This is a genomic window from Gelidibacter mesophilus DSM 14095 (genome assembly GCF_000423005.1).
Classification (GTDB): domain Bacteria; phylum Bacteroidota; class Bacteroidia; order Flavobacteriales; family Flavobacteriaceae; genus Gelidibacter; species Gelidibacter mesophilus.
The window spans coordinates 1-20,719 of the sequence record NZ_AUHD01000013.1 but is presented as its reverse complement, the minus strand read 5'-3'; the positions used below and the strand labels follow the sequence as shown (position 1 = coordinate 20,719).

The 20,719-nt window shown below is 31.7% G+C and carries 13 protein-coding genes and 2 pseudogenes; 14 read left to right on the top strand and 1 reads right to left on the bottom strand.

What is annotated here, in order from left to right; translation table 11 throughout:
* Positions 1-645 precede the first annotated feature (645 nt).
* Positions 646-2,166, top strand: a pseudogene (locus tag G525_RS22110) (IS1182 family transposase).
* A 136-nt stretch (positions 2,167-2,302) separates the two neighbouring features.
* Here G525_RS22110 and G525_RS21835 read toward each other — a convergent pair.
* Entirely contained in the window at positions 2,303-4,825 is a 2,523-nt protein-coding gene (locus tag G525_RS21835; protein ID WP_051209956.1) for an Ig-like domain-containing protein, read from the bottom strand.
* 511 nt (positions 4,826-5,336) lie between these two features.
* Here G525_RS21835 and G525_RS21830 point away from each other — a divergent pair.
* The 13 genes and pseudogenes from G525_RS21830 to G525_RS0114215 all read left to right on the top strand — a co-directional run.
* Positions 5,337-6,326 carry a glycosyltransferase gene (locus tag G525_RS21830; protein ID WP_051209955.1) on the top strand — a complete coding sequence of 330 codons (990 nt, stop codon included), beginning with the start codon at positions 5,337-5,339 and terminating at the stop codon, positions 6,324-6,326.
* A complete protein-coding gene (locus tag G525_RS0114270; protein ID WP_027126765.1) occupies positions 6,319-7,851 on the top strand; it encodes a polysaccharide biosynthesis protein in 1,533 nt (510 codons plus the stop codon). Before G525_RS21830 ends, G525_RS0114270 begins: the two co-directional genes overlap by 8 nt.
* Positions 7,848-8,939 (top strand): glycosyltransferase family 4 protein, encoded by a 1,092-nt coding sequence (locus G525_RS0114265; protein ID WP_027126764.1) that lies wholly within the window; start codon positions 7,848-7,850, stop codon positions 8,937-8,939. The genes G525_RS0114270 and G525_RS0114265 overlap by 4 nt, the downstream gene beginning before the upstream one ends.
* A gap of 50 nt (positions 8,940-8,989) precedes the next feature.
* Positions 8,990-10,177: a hypothetical protein gene (locus tag G525_RS0114260; protein ID WP_027126763.1), complete on the top strand. Its 1,188-nt coding sequence runs from the start codon at positions 8,990-8,992 to the stop codon at positions 10,175-10,177.
* Positions 10,178-10,247: 70 nt separating this feature from the next.
* Positions 10,248-11,672 (top strand): DUF2264 domain-containing protein, encoded by a 1,425-nt coding sequence (locus G525_RS21060; protein ID WP_211222933.1) that lies wholly within the window; start codon positions 10,248-10,250, stop codon positions 11,670-11,672.
* A 252-nt stretch (positions 11,673-11,924) separates the two neighbouring features.
* Positions 11,925-12,848, top strand: a complete 924-nt coding sequence (locus tag G525_RS0114250) for an ATP-grasp fold amidoligase family protein (RefSeq protein ID WP_027126762.1) — start codon at positions 11,925-11,927, stop codon at positions 12,846-12,848.
* Positions 12,848-13,942 carry a glycosyltransferase gene (locus tag G525_RS0114245; protein WP_027126761.1) on the top strand — a complete coding sequence of 365 codons (1,095 nt, stop codon included), beginning with the start codon at positions 12,848-12,850 and terminating at the stop codon, positions 13,940-13,942. Before G525_RS0114250 ends, G525_RS0114245 begins: the two co-directional genes overlap by 1 nt.
* On the top strand, positions 13,932-15,080 hold the full coding sequence (locus G525_RS0114240; RefSeq protein ID WP_027126760.1) for a glycosyltransferase: 1,149 nt from the start codon (positions 13,932-13,934) through the stop codon (positions 15,078-15,080). The genes G525_RS0114245 and G525_RS0114240 overlap by 11 nt, the downstream gene beginning before the upstream one ends.
* A gap of 12 nt (positions 15,081-15,092) precedes the next feature.
* A complete protein-coding gene (asnB, locus tag G525_RS0114235; protein WP_027126759.1) occupies positions 15,093-16,997 on the top strand; it encodes an asparagine synthase (glutamine-hydrolyzing) in 1,905 nt (634 codons plus the stop codon).
* A gap of 2 nt (positions 16,998-16,999) precedes the next feature.
* Complete coding sequence (locus tag G525_RS0114230) at positions 17,000-18,145, top strand: glycosyltransferase family 4 protein (RefSeq protein WP_027126758.1); 1,146 nt, start codon at positions 17,000-17,002, stop codon at positions 18,143-18,145.
* 5 nt (positions 18,146-18,150) lie between these two features.
* The gene (locus G525_RS0114225; RefSeq protein ID WP_027126757.1) at positions 18,151-18,759 is read left to right on the top strand and encodes a sugar transferase; all 609 of its coding nucleotides are present in this window, start codon (positions 18,151-18,153) and stop codon (positions 18,757-18,759) included.
* A gap of 267 nt (positions 18,760-19,026) precedes the next feature.
* Positions 19,027-20,349: a DUF2264 domain-containing protein gene (locus G525_RS21050; RefSeq protein ID WP_169514447.1), complete on the top strand. Its 1,323-nt coding sequence runs from the start codon at positions 19,027-19,029 to the stop codon at positions 20,347-20,349.
* A gap of 91 nt (positions 20,350-20,440) precedes the next feature.
* Positions 20,441-20,719 (top strand): annotated as a pseudogene (locus G525_RS0114215) (transposase); the annotation flags it as partial.

The window sequence follows — 20,719 nt, the reverse complement described above, 5'->3', positions numbered from 1 at the left end:
AGATTGTTTATGGTGCCTAGCCTTTTTTGATCTATAATATACCTGCCTATTTACCCCGAGCAAATCACAGGTAGAAACTACTGTTTCTTTGTGCTCTTCCTTGAAGAGGTCGATAACTCGGGTGTGTAATTTTTTCTGATATCTATTTGATATTCCTTTTCAGCCAGATCTACCAGCATATCAAATATAATTGCTTTCTTATCAGAACGTTCAGCTAGATGTTCGGCCCTGGCCTTCTACTTTTCAAGCAGCTTGACCTTGGCCTCGAGTTCTAGTATTCTTTGTTCGGGGGGCGGGGGGGGGTGGGGGTGACATTGTTATCGGAACTTGGTTTTCCCAATCAAAGTTACCATATTTCTGTAACCATTTTGTTACGGTCGAATCTCCTTGAATACCATACTTGGTCTTTGCTTGGCTTGTTGTAAGAAGACCTTGTTCTATTTCTTCAACTAACTGGAGCTTAAAAGAAAGTGGGTAGACTTTTTGGGTACGTCTCGTATACCCAACGTTTTCTGATGTTTTCATTACACTAAGGTTTTAGTGTATCGCTATTTCAGGACGGGACAAGAATATATAAACAAAAGAGACTGTTTGAAAAGGTAGTTCATTTTTTGCAGTCTTTCTAGTAAATTCTTAACTTTAAGAATTAGCAGAAAAAGAGTTTTCAAGATCTATGACCATGACCAATTAAGTCTTTTACCACCAAGTTATGATGATCTAGTTCCCATCAATCATCCTGGTTCGCATTCAAAATATGATTATTGACCAAGTAGATATGAGTGAACCGAAAAGAGCTATAAAGGTGGTGGGACATCCAGTTACCATCCACGCATGTTACTCAAAATTATTATTTATGCGTATTTACGTAACTTTTATTCTTCGCGAAATAATAGAACAGGTTTTGCACGAGAATATTCACTTTATGTGGCTCAGTGGACAAAGCAGGCCCGACCATAATACCATAAATGATTTTAGAGGGAAACGCCTACAAGGGCATCTAAAGAAGATTCCATCAGGTCGTATTGCTTTTGGCAGAACATGGCGTTGTGGTCCTAAAAAATATCTTTGTAGATGGCACCATGATTGAGGCCAATGCCAATCGTTATACATTTGTTTGGTGGCAAGTCCATAAAACAAGTAAAGAACGCATCAAAAAGCAGTTAAAAGAGTTATGGTCTTATGTGGAAAAGGTTTACAAAGACGAGCAATACATCACGGACACACCAGACTTTGAAGCTATCAATGTTGATAAAATATAAGAGACCATTATCCAAATAAACGATGCCCTGCAAGGCAAGAAGATAGACAAAAAAGTAGAACAAAAGCTAAATTACGCGAAAAAAAATTGGCCAAATATGAAAAACAGGAAGCCATTTTGAAAGAAAGGAACAGCTACAGTAAAACAGATCCGGATGCCACTTTTATGCGCATGAAAGATGATTACTTGCAGAACGGACAGCTCAAGTCAGCTTATAACATTCAAGCTTCCACAAACAATCAGTACATCACCAATTATACCTTGGCACGGACCGCGGCAGACAATGTAACATTAAAAAGCCACCTCAATAGCCATATTGAGAACTACAGCGAAAAACCAGATACACCTACAGCTGACGCAGGCTATGGAAGCGAAGAAAACTATACCGGGTCTGGAAGACAGTTAAATAACAGCTTATGTAAAATATAATTACTTCCATAATGAACAGCAGGACAAAAAGAAAGGGAAAATCAACCCTTTACATTCAGACCAATTCCAATACTACATAGAAACGAACACCTATTATTGCCCCCATAAGAAAAGCGATGGCCAATATTGGCAGTTATAAAAAGAAAACAAAAATTGGTTTTGAGCAAGAACTTCATAGGCATCAAGCCCAAAACTGTAATGGATGCCCATTAAGAAGTCTTTGCCATAAATCCAAATATAATCGAATTATCGAATGTAATCATAACCTGATACGATTGAAATCCCAAGCGAGGACACTTTTAACAAGTGAACAGGGCATTGCTAAAAGAAAACAACGTTATTGGGATGTGGAAGCTGTTTTTGGCAATATAAAACAGAACATGAACTTTAAGCAATTTATGTTAAGAGGAATCGACAAAGTAAATGTCGAAATAGGTATAATTGCACAATGGCCCACAACTTTAAAAAGTATAGATTAACCATGTAAGCCAACTTTTTCAATTTTACATTGACGCTATTTTAACAATCATACAAAGTTAAATTGAACCAAAAATAAAAATCGCCTAAAAATTTCTTTTTAGACGACCTAAATCTTATATTCAAAATAAAGTTACGCTAATTCAAAATAATCTTTTTAATAATTGATCTTTCATTATCTACCAAACGTAATAAGTAAATTCCAGATGTGTAGTCAGATAAATCTAATGTTTTAATATAATTTTTTTGATCAATGTCGTAAATAACTTCGTTATAAAAAGATTTGCCCGAAAGATCATATAATTCAATATTGGAAATATGAGTCAAACCAGAAATATTAATGTGAAGTTCTCCATTAGTAGGATTCGGATGAACTAAAAAGTCAAAAGCATCTGTATTTCCTGCTCCGTTAATTTTACCAAGCTTTCCAGAGGCGCCTACCGAGACTGATGTCATAGATGGCCTAGGTGAAGAATTACTTCCTCCCGATGGCGCTTTATAGGAAACAACCCCATTATTTTTATCCACATAGTAGGTTGTGTTTTTTACCATGACCAGAAGTCTATCATCATTCACACATCCCTCTGCAGACGTCCCCACGACAGAATAGAAGGTCGTTCTATCAGGACTCACAGTAATACTTGCGGTAGTTGCTCCATTACTCCATAAATAAGTACTTGCACCAGTGGCGGTTAATGTAGTACTTTCTCCTTGATTTATTGTTACATTTTTTCCAGCTCTTACATAAGGCCTTTGGTTAACTTTTACTACAACATTATCCATTCCAATTTTTTTTCCATTGCTGTCAAACGCAGTTACTGAATAAGTTGTAGTCTTATTTGGAAAAACTTTAATACTTGCGGTTTTATTTCCCGTACTCCAAATATATGTTGCACCCCCAGTAGCTGTTAATGTGGCACCAGTAGTTCTAATGCATATGCTCTGGTCTTGCCCTGCATCTACTTTTGATGATTCTTCTTCCGGTTGTGGCAAAACGCTTACTTCAGCCGTAGCCATCATATTACTTTCATTTATCTTGAATGTAATGTTCGCGTTACCTTCAGAAATTGCTGTGACTAATCCAGTAGCATCAACTGTAGCTACCCTAGAATCACTACTGTGCCATTTTCCAGTTTTATTTTCAACATTTGTAGGTGTAATTTTTACGGTTAACTGTATTTCATCAGAAATTTTAATTTCTCCGGAACTTGGTATTATTGCCACCTTTTGGCTGCTCATAACGAAGTTATGTCCATCTACTCTATTCAAATACTCTTCTAACCAAGTATAACCACTCGGGGCTATATCATTGTGATTTTGACCTTTAGGAACGTGGGCCTTGAAAAATGTTTCTGGTATGTGTGGATTTGAACTGTAAAAATCACCTGGCCTTTTTATAGAGTTTATTTTAGGAACCTTCCATTGACTTTGACTTAATGGTTTTTTAGAATGGATACCATTTTTTATATTATTGAGCCATTCAACATCTAAAACATCTAAATTATCACTCACACTTCCATCTTCATTAAGTCTGGCATTGCAGCCTACATTATTTTTAACGTCTATATAAGCTTCGTCTCCAGATAACACTTTAAAAGGCTCTCCATTTAAAACATGTTGTCTGTTAGTGAAATATGATGTTGGAAGTTGATCTCCGTAATTTTTACCAACAAAGTATTTAAACGCTAATGAATTGTTAGAATTTATTTGAGAAATTGAATTTGAGATTGGTCTTAAAGTGTTTTTTGCAACATATGTGTTACCATTAGTATATATCTTCGGTAGCACATTTGTATTTGAACCAAAATTATGAAACATATAATTCGTAGCTGGTGTATCATTATAATTATAATAATTCCCTAAATGATTTAAAACTATACTACCATTAGCTTGCATCAATCTATGCTTTACATACCACACAATGTTGTTAATGACATCAATTCTTCCGTTATCTCCCGAGATGTTGGGTACTCTATGACTTATATTATAAAAAGCATTTGAAAGAAATGAAAATTTCCCAGTTCTCGTTTTACCACCTGAAATAGTCCCTGCCATAACACCTCTTGAACTCTCAGCAAAAAAACTTCTCTGCACTGTTACATTATCAACTTCATAATTTCCTCCACCTTCATACCAAGAGGCTGCTTGAAAAAAACCAAATGCAAAAGAACAATGATCAAAAATTTGATTCAAACTACTCCCTTTGGATTGAAAGCTATTGGTAGGTCCTCTTTCATAGGCTTTAGAATCAATCCCTCCTTTAAATCTAATGTGTCTAACTATTATATTTTCCGCACCAGAAAAATGAACCAAATCACCATCAATCGTAACACCTCCTAACGGTGCAGTTTGTCCAGCAATAGTGATATTCGATTTATTCTGTAAATTTAATGGACTTGTGAGACGTATAACGCCACTTACGTCAAATACGATTGTTCTATTGCCCTCAGACAATGCATCTCGAAGAGAACCTTTACCACTGTTATTTAGGTTAGTTACGTGGTAGACTTCTAGTCCCCTACCTCCATTTACATAGGCACCTGCACCGCGAGCAGTTGGAAATGCTAGTTTTTGAGCTGATATTATTTGAGAGGAAAATATCGTTAAAAAAAAGAAAATAATACTAATAGAAGCATTAGTGAGCTTAATAGAGAATTTCATAAAATAAAGAATTACAGTAATGGGATGTTGATTAATTAAAAAAATAAAAGGTAAAAATGTACATATTTGTTATCTAATTATATTTGGAACGTTTATAAAATTATAAAACCTATATAATTTCTTAAATTTTAAAAAATTTGAATTAAGGTTTAATAAAAAAGAAATTTCCGACTAACAGCATAATAATCTGTTATAAGTACGCGCAATATTGAAAATTGGATCTCTACTTCTAAACTTTAACAAAACAAAGAGAAATCCTACAAAGTTCCTACCTTCATTAATGAACTAGCGCTACATCGTTAAAAACCTTTACTTTTCAAGTTTATCATTAATCTTTTAAAAAAAATATTGATATTTGCCAAAATTAACTTAACCCTCTTATTAAGTTTAATAACCAAGAAAATCCTCCACCCGAAAAAATTCATGGTTAATATTAAATTTTGTAAGCTCTTATTTCTAAGCCTTTAACGCGTTTTAAAAATTGACTTATGATTATAACCCAAACTGAAAAATGAACATTTTAATTTCTATTATTGTTCCTGTTTATAATGTTGAAAAATTTATAGACAGATGTATACAGTCAATTCTGAATCAAACTTATAAAAACCTTGAAATAATTTTAATAAACGATGGTTCCACTGACGAGAGTGGGTCAATTTGTGATCAATACGCTTTAAAAGATAATCGTGTAGTAGTTTACCACATTGTAAATGGGGGATCGAGCATAGCTAGAAATTTAGGGCTTAAAAAAAGTCGCGGAGAATATATTGGGTTTGTAGATAGTGATGATTGGGTAAAACCTAATATGTTTAATGAGCTACTCAAATTTGCTTTAGAAAACGATTTAAAAGTAGTCGAAACCAATTTTACGACCTCACATATAACAGAGGAAAACTCAATTCCTGAAAATCCTGTCGGAGGAAGAATTGAAGAAAGGATTATAGCTTTAAAAAGAATAATTAGTAATACCGGATTTTCTGTTTGGCGGAGGCTATATCATCGTTCAATCTTGAAAAATCGTTTTTTTATAGAAAATGTTCTTCATCAAGACGTTTACTACACAATAGATATTTTAAATGAGATTTCTTATCTGGGATATATTGAAATTCCATTATATGTTTATAATGATCAAAACCTAACAAGTGTTATAAGGAGTAACTATTCAATAAAAAAATTAAATTCCATAAATGCGGGAAGTTATGTCGTAGAAAATACACTTCAATACAATGATGAAATACAAGATTTAGCTAAACAATACTTATTAGAGTTTTTAACTTACCATTATGACGGTTTGACCAGAAATAACGAATTAGATAAGGCGGGTAAGCATCGTAAAAATATCAGGAAAATAATGAAAAAAAATTACGATTCATCAAAATTTAATGTTTATCCATATGCTATTATTAACCTGCCTCCCATTATTTATCGAATATTCCTTTTAACAAATAAAAAGAGAATTAAGATTCAAAGAGAAATCCTTCAAGTATTTAAAAATGTCTAGAGTCAATCATGCATTGAAAAACATGAAATTTAGCATGTTTTTCTACTTAATATTTTTGGTTTTACAATTCGTCTCAAGAAAATTATTCTTAGATAATTTAGGAGATGAATTCATGGGCTTATCTGAAACACTCCGTAGTTTTTTAGGCTTTTTAAATTTAGCAGAATTAGGCATCGGAGCGGCAGTTGGTTTTAGTTTATACAAACCGATATTTGACAAAGAGAATGAGCGTATAAATGAACTGATAAGTTTGTTTGGCCATCTTTATAAAAAAATCGGGTTATTCATTATAATTGGAGGATTTTTATTATCGCTATTTTTTCCTATAATATTTAGTTCGCTTGGAGCCCCTTTAGCTGTTGTTTATTATACTTATTACACTTTTCTATTTGGAATGGGCTTAAACTTCTTTTTCAACTATCATACCATCCTACTTCAAGCAGATCAAAAAGATTATATAATAACTTCATATTCACAATCTATTAATCTTATAAAAATTTTTATCCAGTGTTTCATAGTTTACTATTTTGAGAGTGTTTATGGATGGGTCTCTTTAGAATTAGCTTACTACGTAGTTAATAGTTATGTATTACGCAAGAAAATAAAACAAATATATCCATGGTTAAATTTGAATCAAAAAACAACAAATTCGATACTCAAGGATAACCCAGTAATCATTAAGAAAGTTAAGCAGGTATCATTTCATAAATTAGGTGCATTTGTTACAGGTGGTACGGACCAAATTTTAATTTTTGCATTCATAAGTATTGAAACAGTTGCTTTTTTTGGCAATTATCAAATGATATTTAGCCGACTCTTACAATTGGTTAACACGGCATTTTCGGGAACAGCGGCGGGAATAGGAAATCTCGTTGCAGAAAATAACAAAAAAAACATAAATAAAGTATTCTGGGAAATGATGGCATTACGTTTTTATATTGGAGGTGTGTCTGTAATTGTTCTCTATTATGTGACAGAACCTTTTATTTTGTATTGGCTTGGCGAAAAATATGTTTTAAGCAAATATGTACTACTGCTATTTCTGTTAAATATGTTTATAATGCAAATTAGAATTCCAGTAGATCATTTTAAAGATGCCCATGGTTTGTATCAAGATATTTGGGCTCCTGTAATTCAAAGTATTATTAATCTTGGAACCTCGCTAATTCTACTTCAATATTTCGATTTAGCTGGGGTTTTATTGGGAACGACAATAGCTTTTACAATCGTCATCTTACTCTGGCGGCCCTACTATTTATATAAATATGGATTTAAAGCAAACCTTTGGGAATATTGGAGACATTTTTTGATTTTAATATTATCTTTTATTTTTACCTTGATTACAACTTATAAACTTCAGAAGTTTATATATTTGGGTAATATCAATTTTGTTAACATAGTAATTTATTCTCTAAAAATTTTAGTATTAGTCGTCTTAATATATACGCCTGTAATTTATCTATCAAGTTTAGGGTTCAGAAATGTTTCAAAACGATTATTAAGTCTCATAAAAATAAAGATATGAAAATAGATTTTATAATCGGATCCTTAGGTGGTGGTGGCGCCGAACGGGTCTTGGCACTAATAGTAAATAGTTTAGCAAAAAACAGAAGATATGACATATCACTCATAACCTTCTACAAAGGAAATGAGGCTTATGAACTGACACCAAATATTAAAAGAGTACAATTAAAATCTAATAAATTAATAAAAAATCATACTTTAAATAGCATGATTTATTTATTAGGACATTATAAGAGCAAATCCCAAAGACCAGATCTTATACTTTCATTTTCGACCTCAACCAACTTTATTACAATACTTGTTGCTAAATTCTATTCGATAAAAATAATTGCGCAAGAGCATACTTCTTATTTAGGATATGACAAAAAGAGAAGTTCTATTACAACTATAACAAGAAAACATCTTTATAGATTAGCCAATTTATTAACTGTTTTGACTTATTTGGATGTGCCGCATTACAAAAAATTAGGTGTTGAAGTTTACGTTATGCCAAATCCTTGTAGTTTTAAACCTATTACTGAAAACAACCACTTAAGAAAGAAAATCATTTTGGCGGCTGGTAATTTAAATCGATATGATGGAAAAGGTTTTGACAATTTAATAAGACTAATGGTTCCAATATTCAAAAATCATCCTGATTGGCGCTTAAAGATTGCTGGATCGGGAGAGGAAGGATTAAATCACCTCACTCAACTTGCAAAAAGAGCAAAAGTATTGGATAAAGTGATTTTTACCGGTTTCATAGATAATATTTCTGATGTTATGAATGAATCTTCCATTTTTATATTATCCTCTAAATATGAAGGTTTACCAATGGCACTATTGGAGGCAATGTCTCAAGGAATGGCATGCATAGCTTACAATTGCTTAACAGGTCCATCGGATATTATTGAGAATAATAAAAATGGCTTACTGATTGAAAATCAAAATACTGAAAAGATGCAACAAGGTTTGCTGAAACTTATTGAAAACGAAGAATTGAGAAATAAATTGAGTAATGAAGGCATAAAATCTATGGATAAATTTAATATTGACGTAATTACTGAGCGCTACGAGTCTTTATTAAATAAATTAGTTTATGAATCATGAATAAGTTTATTATTTACATATGTTTTTATTTCCCATTAATAAGTAGCTGTTTGAATATTCAGGGCTTTGTAACTAAATTTTTATCGGTTAGTATCGCTCAAAACCTGGCATATTTTAATATTCTTTTGATTACTTTGGGTGTTGTGATTTTAAAAGTAAATACTGGTCGTCTCTCAAAAACAAACCAATTATGGCTGACATTCTATCTTGTATACTATTCATTTGCGATTTTAGCTTCAGGAATTTATGGGTTTGACTCAAATATACTGTCAACACTAGTTGCTCCAATGTATTTTATAGGTTTTTACTATTTATTAAGTAATCCCGATCAGCTCAAGATATTTTATAAGATTTTAACTATCTCCATGGTTATATCTTCCTTTTTTACAATTTATTTTTATAAAATAAATTTTAATTACGATATAGCAGGTGTGGTTGGAAGAGATATAGATCGCGCAGAGGGTCTATACGGAGATGCTAATAACGCTGCCTTAGCAAGCATAATAGCCTACATTCTTTTTAATAAATTTTATACCCCTCCTTACAATATTTTTAAGGCTGTCAAGATTTTGATTTTGATAGCTATTTTTTATAGTATATTTATTACATTCTCTACAACAGGACTATTAGCTTTCATCGTTATATTTTTCATACTCAATTATAAATTTTTCACAGGTATGAGGATTATTCTATTGGGACTGGGAATTGTTCTGTTCTACTTAGGGATATTTAGTATAAAATCTCAAACGAAGGAATTAAATTTATCGCAGGCCCAAATCGTTAAAGTTGATAATATTATTAATGTTTTAACCTTAAATGTCGAAAAGGTGGATAGCTCGGGAAGAGGATATCTACTCGAAAACTTAATGTACTATCTTTATAAAAATCCACTACTTGGCAACGGTTTAAGTTTTGCCTCAAAAGCGAGTGGACACAACACTTACCTTGGGGTTTGGGTGGATGCAGGATTATTCACATTTTTATATTTCATTTTTGTTTTGTCTTTTTATATGGTTAAAACTTTTACTTTAGAGTTACATCTTAAATTATTTTCAATGTCACTTTTGATAGCTTTGTATATTTCAATGCTAAGCCTCCAAACAGTAATAAATCAACCTTATCTTGTTGTATTGTTTGCTTTTGTAGGCTATATTATCGATAACAGCAAAGAATCTTCTCACCAGTTAAGTTTTATAAAAAATAAAAGATTTAAGATAGATAATGATAGAAAAGTTTAGGACCATAAATAATCATAAACGACTAGTATCAGTAATACTTGTATGTTTAATCGCCATAATATTCTTTTATTTGAAGGGAAAGATTTCTACGATGGCTGTTGAGGGCTGGTCTGAGAGCATAACAGCCTATGAAAATTCCAAAAATATTGACTCTGCATTTAAGCAAACATTTTTAAATAAGAAAAATACTACTGAATATCGATATGAAGAACTTTTTAAATACTTCGCCTACGGGCATATAAAATATCAATCTCCTAAAGGTGCTTATGTTAATTATCCGGGAGAAATTAGCGGTAGAGGAAGAAAAATTAATGGCTTAGAAGGTTTTGCAAGATTCTTTCCTTTGGCAGCATCTTGGCTATCTTCCAATCGTTCAGAAAATGTAATTTTGAATGACACCTCCTATAATCTTGTTAACATTCTAAAAAAAGGGCTGTTGAACGGTACGGATCCAATTTGCCTAGAATATTGGGGAGATGTTAGCGATTACGACCAACGTATTGTAGAGGCTGCGGATATTGCATTGTCATTATGGATTAGTAAAGATCAAATATGGGTTAATCTTACAAGTGACGAAAGATATAGAATAGTAAGGTGGTTAGAGCTGTCGATCAATAAAAAGGTTGGCGATAATAATTGGAAACTTTTTCCTGTTACTATAATCAAAGTACTTGAATCTTTAGGAGCTTCGAATAAAAAAGACTTAAAATATGCTAATGAGCTATTCGAAACTTATAAAAACAAGCATTATTTAGGAGAAGGGTGGTATGATGACCCTCCAAAAGGAATCGATTACTATAATGCGTGGTCCATTCACTATGCTCTTTTTTGGTTAGATCAGATAGATCCAAATTTCGATCATGACTTTATAAAAAGCACACATTCTGAATTTGTGAAGTTTTATAAATTTTTTTTTGGTAAAAATGGTTTCCCAATGATGGGAAGAAGTGTATGTTACAGATTGGCTGCTCCATCGCCAATCATTTCCGCCACAATATTATCACCTAACGAAATTTCTCTTGGTTTTGCAATGCGAACATTGGATTTAACGTGGATTCACTTTATTGAAAACAACGCACTTCAAGATGGAATAATGACTCAAGGATATTATGATGACGATCTCCGTATCTTAGATAATTATAGTGGTACAGGAAGCTGTTTATGGTCATTGAGGTCGTTAATTGTTGCATTTTACGTTGATAGATCCAGACCACTATTCAAAGCAGATGAGCAATTATTACCTGTAGAAGTATCAAATTTTGAAATCACCAACAAAACTGTAGGTTGGACTATTATTGGCGATAAATCAAACCATAAAATATCATTAAGGTTAAATAAAAATGATTCTCTAAAGTCATATGAATTATTAGAGTATTCATTTAAAAATAAATTTAAAGAACTTATAACAAAGAGACCATGGAGACCAGATAATACCAAAGCATTGTATGAAAATAATATTTACTCTACCGATGCTGAATTATTTATTATTAAATAATCTCGTATTAAGAAAAACTTAATTTTTAATATAAAGTGAAATTTTAAATATTCAAAACAAGAAGTCGAAAGTTAGTATTATAGTGAAATATTATCTTGTCATTTGCTTCTAGAACGATTGACGTAATTATTGTTGTTCAATCTAATACTCAAACAATTTAATTAAATTAAATTTTCTTTCTTTCAATTTTTAAGTGTTTTGACTAAATTATATAATAAAGAAATCATTAACCCAAATTAAATTCTAATCAAAATGAAAAGTGTTAATTATAAAGTAGCTAGAATTTATAGAAATTCAGAATTTGGATATTATGCTGTTAGACCTATTTATAAAATATATGAATTTGTTCTAAAACACATATCAGATGAATATATAATAAAAAGAAGATTTAGAAAAAAAATGGGCTACGATTTAGATTTAAAAAATCCTAAAACTCTAAATGAGAAAATAAATTGGCTCAAACTTTACGATAGAAAAGATTTACACACTACTGTAGCAGATAAATTTAAAGTGAGATCCTATATTGAAAATACAATTGGGGCAGAATATTTGATACCATTAATCTTTCAAACTAAAGATCCAAAAGATATTAAACCAGATAATTTACCGAATACAAGCTTTATAATAAAAACAAACCATGACAGTTCTGGAGGAATTATAGTAAAAGATAAAAAGTCTATAAATTGGCCGCAAGCACGCAAAAGATTTAGTAGATTACTAAAAGAAAATTACTTTTACAGCTCAAGAGAGTGGCAATATAAAAATATTGAACCTCGAATTATTGTTGAAAAACTACTGACTTATGATGATGGAAGTATTCCTTCTGATTATAAATTTCATTGTTTTAACGGTGAACTTGCTTTTATTCAAGTGGATATTGATCGTCATATAGAACATAAAAGAAATTTATATGATCCAAATTGGAATTTTATACCATGCGTATGGAAATATAAAAATGGTAAAAAAGAAGAAAAACCAGAATCATTTGAAAAAATGAGAAATTTGGCAGAAACAATTGCGAAGGACTTTATTTATGTAAGAGTTGATTTCTATTCTGTCAATAATTTAATATATTTTGGAGAATTAACATTCCATAGTGAATCTGGACATGGTAAATTTACCCCATCAGAATATGATTTAAAATTCGGTAATTCACTAAATATTGAGAAAAAGTAATGCCAAAAAAAAAAATTTTCTTCATCCTCCCTACTCTATATGCTGGTGGAGCAGAAAGGGTTATTTCTTTCGTATCACAAAATCTTAACAAAGATAGATTTATTACTAAATTAATCGTAATTGGCTATAAAAAGGATAGCAAATTTAGTGTCGAAAACGGTGATATTATTTATTTGAACAAAAATCGTATTCTAAAAGCAATTCTTGCGATTTGTAGAATTTTAATGCATGAAAAACCTGATATTGTTGTAAGTTCCATAAGTCATATGAATGCCTTAATGGGACTAATATCCGTGGCATTCCCGAAAATCCAATTCGTAGGAAGAGTATCCGCAATCAATAAAATATCATCTAAGATTAATACAAAAAAAACAAAATCAATTTTCCATAAATTGACTATATTGAGTGATTATGGAATTACTAGATTAGATTATATAATTTGTCAGTCTATAGATATGAAAAATGATTTTTTAGATTGCTATAAATATGATAAAAAAAGAATACAAATTATACATAATCCAATCACTCAATCAAGTTTTGAAAAATATAAAAATATCAATGAACACAAACCTACAATGTTTTTGACAATTGGTAGGTTAACTGAAATTAAAGGTCATTTAAGAATCTTGAATATACTTTCAAAACTGAATTTTCCTTTTATCTATACTGTAGTTGGCGATGGTCCTTTAAAAAATAAAATTTTGGAAAAAGCCGATTTTCTAGGACTCACAGCTCAAATCAAGCATATATCTTACTCGGATAACGTAAATGAAATCATTTTAAATAATGATATATTTTTGCAAGGTTCCCATTCCGAAGGTTTTCCCAATGCATTGCTTGAAAGTTGTGTCTTGGGCATCCCAGTAATAGCCTTTAATGCACCTGGAGGTACAAGAGAAATTATAGAAAATGGAGTTAATGGATTTTTAGTAAATTCTGAAGAAGAATTTCTGGAAAGACTTAATGGTGACAAAAAGTGGGATCCAAAAATTATTTCTGATTCTGTTTATAAAAAATTTAATAAAGAGAAAATTATTTCAGAATATGAACAATTGTTCATCAATATTTTAAAACAACAGCGACTTGAAAAATAAAAATTTAAACCTTTGCATACTTATGATTTCATTTGGTAGCGGTGGTGCAGAAAAGGTAGTGAGCTTATTGCTTAAGAAATTAAAAAACGATTATGACGTAAGTTTGGTGCTTTTTTATAATGTCATTCATTTTCCTATTCCAAAGGAAGTCAATGTCATTCTACTCTCCAAAAATGGAACCGACAGACCATATTATTTAAGGTTTTTTGATTTTTTTATATTCTTAAAAAAGTACTATCAATTCATAAAGAATAACAAAACAAGTATTTCTATTTCTTTCCTTGCATTTCCAAACCTATTAAACGGGATCATTTCAATACTTAATAAAAAAGTAAAAACTATCATTAGTGAGCGCGGGTTCCCATCTGACAATACCACTAGTAAGTTATCATTATCTATTTCAAAGGTGTTTTATCCACTTCTCTACAATAGATGCGATGCTTTATTTTCAAACTCAACGCATATTAATGAAGATTTAAAAAACAATTTCGGAATTACTATACCAATGGATGTTATATATAATCCTATTGAGATCCCTTCAAAGACAATATCACCAGAGGCTTTAAACGAAAACGAAAAATATTTAAGGATTGTTACGGCTGGCACCTTAAATAAGAGAAAAAATCACGTTATGATTATTCGTGCTTTAAAAAACCTACGTAATAATGTTCATTTAATTATTCTTGGTGAAGGTGAATTACACGAATATTTAGAAAAAGAAATCATTAAACATGACTTAATAGAACAAATAAATCTTGGAGGGAAGGTCAAGAATGTAGATGATTATTTTAGAAACAGCAACTGTTTTGTCCTATCATCTTTCACAGAAGGATTTCCAAACGCATTGTTAGAAGCTATGGCTGTTGGTCTTCCTTGTATTTCAACTAATTGTCTGTCTGGTCCGCTAGAATTGTTAAATGAAAATGAAGATATTGAAATTAAAAATGGAGAATTCTACATTGCAAAATATGGTCTTCTAGTAAATAACGATGATCACTTAGGTCTTCATAAAGCTCTAGAATATTACAGAAATCATCCTGAACAACGGGAAAAGTACAGTAGATTAAGCTTAAAAAGATCGAAAGACTACCAAATTGATAATGTCTATTCTATTTTTAACCAATTTATAAAAAATTAATTCAACTCTTTTATGTGCGGAATAAACGGAATTATAAATAACAGTAATAAGGATAAAGGGTTACTTAAAAGTGAATTATACAAAATGAATAATCTCATTTTCCATCGTGGACCAGATGATGATGGCTTTTATATGGATTCTACTGGATCAACATCTGTTGCTATGGCGATGCGTCGTTTGTCTATTATAGATTTAAATACAGGAAAACAACCCATGTACACCAATGATAATAAAATTGGAATTGTTTTTAATGGCGAAATATATAACTATAGAGCTTTGAAGCAAAACTTAGAAAATGCAGGTGTTACATTTAGAACAACAAGTGATACTGAAGTCATTCTAAAACTTTATGAACAAAAAGGTGTAGATGCTTTTAAGGAATTGGATGGTATGTTTGCTTTTAGTATTCATGACAAGGCCAAAAACAAAGTTTTCATTGCAAGGGATTTCTTCGGAGAGAAACCTTTGTATTATGCAAAGACAAAAACTGACTTTATTTATGCATCTGAATTAAAGTCTATATTAAGCTATCTCCCATACAAACCAGATATTTCTAAAGAAGCTTTAAATGTTTATTTTAGGTTAACTTACATTCCAGCTCCCTATTCAATATATCAGGAGGTGTTTAAATTATCTAGTAATCATTATATTGATTTTGATCTCAATTCTAATAATTTTTCAATCCATGAGATTGAAAAACAAACACACATTGAGAAAAAAGACATTTCATTTGATGCTGCAAAAAAAGAAGTTTATGCAAAAGTTATGGAAAGTGTTGAGAGCAGATCTGTTGCTGATGTATCTTTAGGAACATTTTTGTCTGGTGGTGTAGATTCTTCAGTAGTAACTCATTGTCTAGCTGAAATTTCCAATGAAAAAATAGAAACTTTCTCAATTGGTTTTGACAGAAAAGATTATGACGAAACTGACAAATCAAAGATTGTAGCGAAAATTGTTAATAGCAATCATCATGAATTTATTATTAAAGAAGGTGATTTTAAAAATGGAATAGATGAGATTTTGTTAAATTTTGATGAGCCATTTGCCGACTCATCTGCGCTCCCGACATATTTGGTATCTAAACACGCAAGTGATTATGTTAAAGTGGCCTTAACTGGAGACGGCGGTGATGAAGTGTTTGGAGGCTATAATAAATACTATATGGGGAGATTGAACAATAAATACACCTCTATTGTTCCAAAAGCGGTACATAAACAAATTTTAAGATTATCTTCTCAACTATTGAATACTAAAGATGACAACAGAGGTAAACGCTTCAGATTGAACCGGTTGTTAAAGGCATTCAATTATGACGGCAATCAATATTGGAATATAATCTCACTGGCTTTTACAGAGCAAGAAAAAACTCTACTACTAAAATCTAATACTAATATTGAGGATACTTTTTTTGAATTGAAGGAAAAATATAATCAACAAAATCCTAAAACCTTAACCGATTTTAGAATGGTAGATAAGAACATTAGTTTGGAAGGTGATATGTTGGTAAAAGTTGATCGAACAAGTATGCTTAACTCTCTTGAATGTAGAGCTCCTTTTCTTAATAAAACAATATGGAATTTAGCGAATTCATTACCTGAAAGCTATCTTTTAAAAGGGTGGAATAAAAAATACATTCTTAAAGAAGCTTTTGCCGATAAATTCCCTTCCTCGTTTTTAGAGAAGTCCAAACAAGGGTTTGGAGTTCCAGTTGGAGATTGGTTAAGAGGAAGCCTGAGAGCAGAACTTGAATCGTACATTGACCCGGCATTCTTAGAGTCTCAAGGTATTTTTAATGATGATTATATTTGCAATTTAATTAATAATCATATTTCGGGTAAAGAAGATAAGAGTATGCAGGCATGGTGCTTCTACACCTTTCAAAAATGGTATTTAAACACCTATTTAATGCTTAATTAAGAATGAAAAAAATTATACGCGTTTCCACTATTCCAGGATCTTTATGGGCATTATTAAAGGGACAATTACGTTTTATGAGTGACTATTACGAAGTTATCGGCATATCAAGTAATAATAGCGATTTCAATAGACTTCATGACAATGAAGGAATTAGAGCGATCCCTGTAGAGATGACGCGAAGTATTACTCCTTTTCAAGATTTGAAGGGACTCTATCAGTTGTTCCGAATTTTCAGGAAGGAAAAGCCATTTATCGTGCATTCACATACCCCAAAGGCGGGAACATTGGCAATGTTGGCGGCAAAATTAGCTGGTGTGCCCCATAGAATACATACAGTAGCCGGACTCCCGTTACTAGAAGCTACAGGTTTAAAACGTCAACTGCTAAATAGTGTTGAAAAAATAACCTACTCCTCTTCTACACTAGTTCTACCTAACTCTTTTGCTTTAAAGGATATTATAATTCAAGAAAAATTTTGCAAAGAAAAAAAGTTGCGTGTCATAGCTAATGGAAGTTCCAATGGCATTGATACAGAACATTATAACCAAATGAATGTGTCCAAAGAGAGTGTAGACGAAATCAAAGACAAACTTAATATTCATCACAATGACACAGTGTTCCTCTTTATTGGACGGATTGTGAGAGATAAAGGGATTGATGAGTTAGTTGAAGCATTTAATAATATTTCTGAATCCCATTCCAATGTCCAATTAATTTTGGTGGGGTATAAAGAGGAAGAATTAGATCCCATCAGTCCGAAAAGTGAGTTATTAATCAAAAATAATGGCAAAATACACGAAGTAGGTAATATTGAAGACATAAGACCTTATGTTGCTTTAAGCCATATTTTAACATTCCCATCCTATAGAGAAGGATTTCCTAATGTTGTCTTACAGGCCAGTTGTATGGAAAAGCCATGTATTGTGACTGATATTAATGGATGCAATGAAATTATTGAGCATAATTTTAATGGATTGATCATACCAGCAAAGAATAGTAATGCCTTAAAGGATGCCATGTTAGAATTATATAACAATCCTGATAAGACTATGATGTTGGCAAAAAATGCTAGACCAAATATTATTAAAAAATACAAAAGAGATATAGTTTGGAATGAATTATTAGATCTTTACAATAATCTGCACTAAAGATGATATATAAGAAAATTTTAAAACGACTTTTTGACTTTTTGGCCGCTTTTTTTGGATTAATAATTATTTCCCCAATATTTATTCTTCTAATTATACTTCTTTTTATAGTTAATAATGGAAAACCTTTTTTTTATCAGACTCGTACCGGAAAAAAAGGTTCTCTATTTACTATCATTAAGTTCAAAACAATGAATGATAAAAAAGACCAAAATGGAGAATTATTACCTGCATTGGAGCGCGTGACTAAAATTGGAAATTTTTGTAGAAAATTTTCACTGGACGAGCTGCCCCAATTATTGAATATTTTCAAAGGTGATATGAGTCTAATAGGACCTCGCCCACTTTTACCACAATATTTGAAGTATTATAATGAAAGACAAAACAAAAGACACGACGTTCTTCCCGGAATCACTGGTTGGGCACAAGTAAATGGAAGAAACACGATAAGCTGGGAGCAGAAGTTTGAATATGATGTTTACTATGTAGAACATCTATCGTTTTCTTTGGATTTAAAAATTGTATTAAAGACCATAGACAAGGTTTTAAACAGAAAAGACATCAATAATTCAGAAACTTTAGATATGCCGGAATTTTTAGGCTCCAAAGAATAGCAGAATAATAATTTTAAAAGAAATCAAAATCTGAAACGTTCAAAATATAAAATTGTGGTAGAAACTTATAAACATTAAAAACTAATTTTGTAAAATGAATATTTTTAAGAATAAATATTTTTGGATTGCCTTTCTGACACTTTCACTCAGTTTAGTAATTTCAGGCTACTACTATTATGTTTTAAGATTTAGTGTAGAAGATTGGGATAACAATATTCAACCATATAGCGAATATGAAGCGGATGATGAGAAATTAAAAAACTTTTCTTGGCCGAAAGTAATAACAATAATTATTCTGAGCGTTATGAAGCTCTTTTCAAATATTTCTTCAAGGGATATTTAGAATACCAATCTAATGATGGCGCTTTGGTTTTTTATCCCGGAGAAAATAGTTGGTATGGTGCAAGGATGAATGCTTTGGAAGGTTTTGCTCGTTTTTTTCCTTTGGCAGCATCATATATGTCATCAACGAACGACCTATCTGTAAATATCGAAGGAAATAATTACAAACTTTCAAGCCTTTTTAAAAACGCAGTTGTTAGTGGAACTAATCCTAGCCACCCTGAATATTGGGGCAAAATAGGCGACAAAGATCAGAGAATGGTTGAAGCAGCTGACGTTGCTTTAGGATTATGGCTGAGCAGGGACTATGTTTGGGAAAAATTTAATAGAGAAGAAAAGAAACAATTATTTAATTGGTTCATAGAAGCTGAAGGCAAACAATTTGTTGATAATAATTGGAATCTTTTTCCAATTATGATTTTTAAAGTAATGGAAGGGCTTGGGGCAAATATTCCCGATAATATTGAGTATTCAGTGGGATTATATGAGAGATATAAATCAAACACATATAAAGGAAAGGGATGGTTCTTTGACGCACCAAGTGGTTTTGATTACTATAATGGTTGGGCAATTCACTACAGTTTGTTCTGGTTAAATCAAATTGATCCAGATTTTGATCCAGGTTTTATAAGAGATTCTAATAGGGAATTCGTTGAATTTTATAAATATTTGTTTAGCAGAAATGGATTTCCTATGATGGGACGTAGTGTTTGCTATAGAGCTGCTGCACCTGCACCTATCGTTGCAGGCGCAATATTATCTCCCGAAGTTATACCTCCTGGTCTTGCTTTAAATGCATTAGATTCTACTTGGAAATATTTTATTGAAAATAATGCGATCAAGCAAGGGAAAGTTACTCAGGGTTTTTTTGAAGATGATTTAAGTTTGTTGGACGGATACTCCGGAGCGGGTAGTTGTCTATGGTCTTTACGTTCATTGATAGTATCCTTTTATGCGGATTCAAAAATATCATTGTTCGAAAGTAATAGTCAACCATTACCAATTGATATATCAGATTATCAAGTCTCAAATAAAACAATTGGTTGGACAATTATGGGAAACAAAGATGCTGGAACAATTGAGCTGGAGATTGATAATAATGATTTAGATACAATATATCCCTTAATAAAATATGGAGTTAAAAATGAACTTAAAGAATTAATTTTAAGACGTCCCTCCAGGCCAAATAATCATAAAGCGCTATATGAAAATAGATTTTACTCAAATGAAAATCTATTATTTCAGTAATAAAATTTAAGTTATTTTAGTAAGTGTGTAAGCTCCCCTTAAAACCGAACTGTTTAAAAGTAGAATAATTATCTTAATTTTAAACAGTATTATGAGAAAGAGTAAATTTTCACCACAGCAGATCGCAAAGATCCTAAAGGAGTTCGACAACGGAAAGAGCGTAGACGAGATCAGTCGTGAGCACGGCGTGAGCGTTGCGGCTTTTTACAAGTGGCGTTCCAAGTATGCCGGCATGGACTCCAAAGAACTAAAGAGGCTCAAGGAGCTTGAAGAGGAGAACCGTCGGCTCAAACAGATGTATGCCACACTAGCACTAGACCATCAAATGGCCAAGGAGATCATTGAAAAAAAGCTTTGAAGCCCTGCCTTA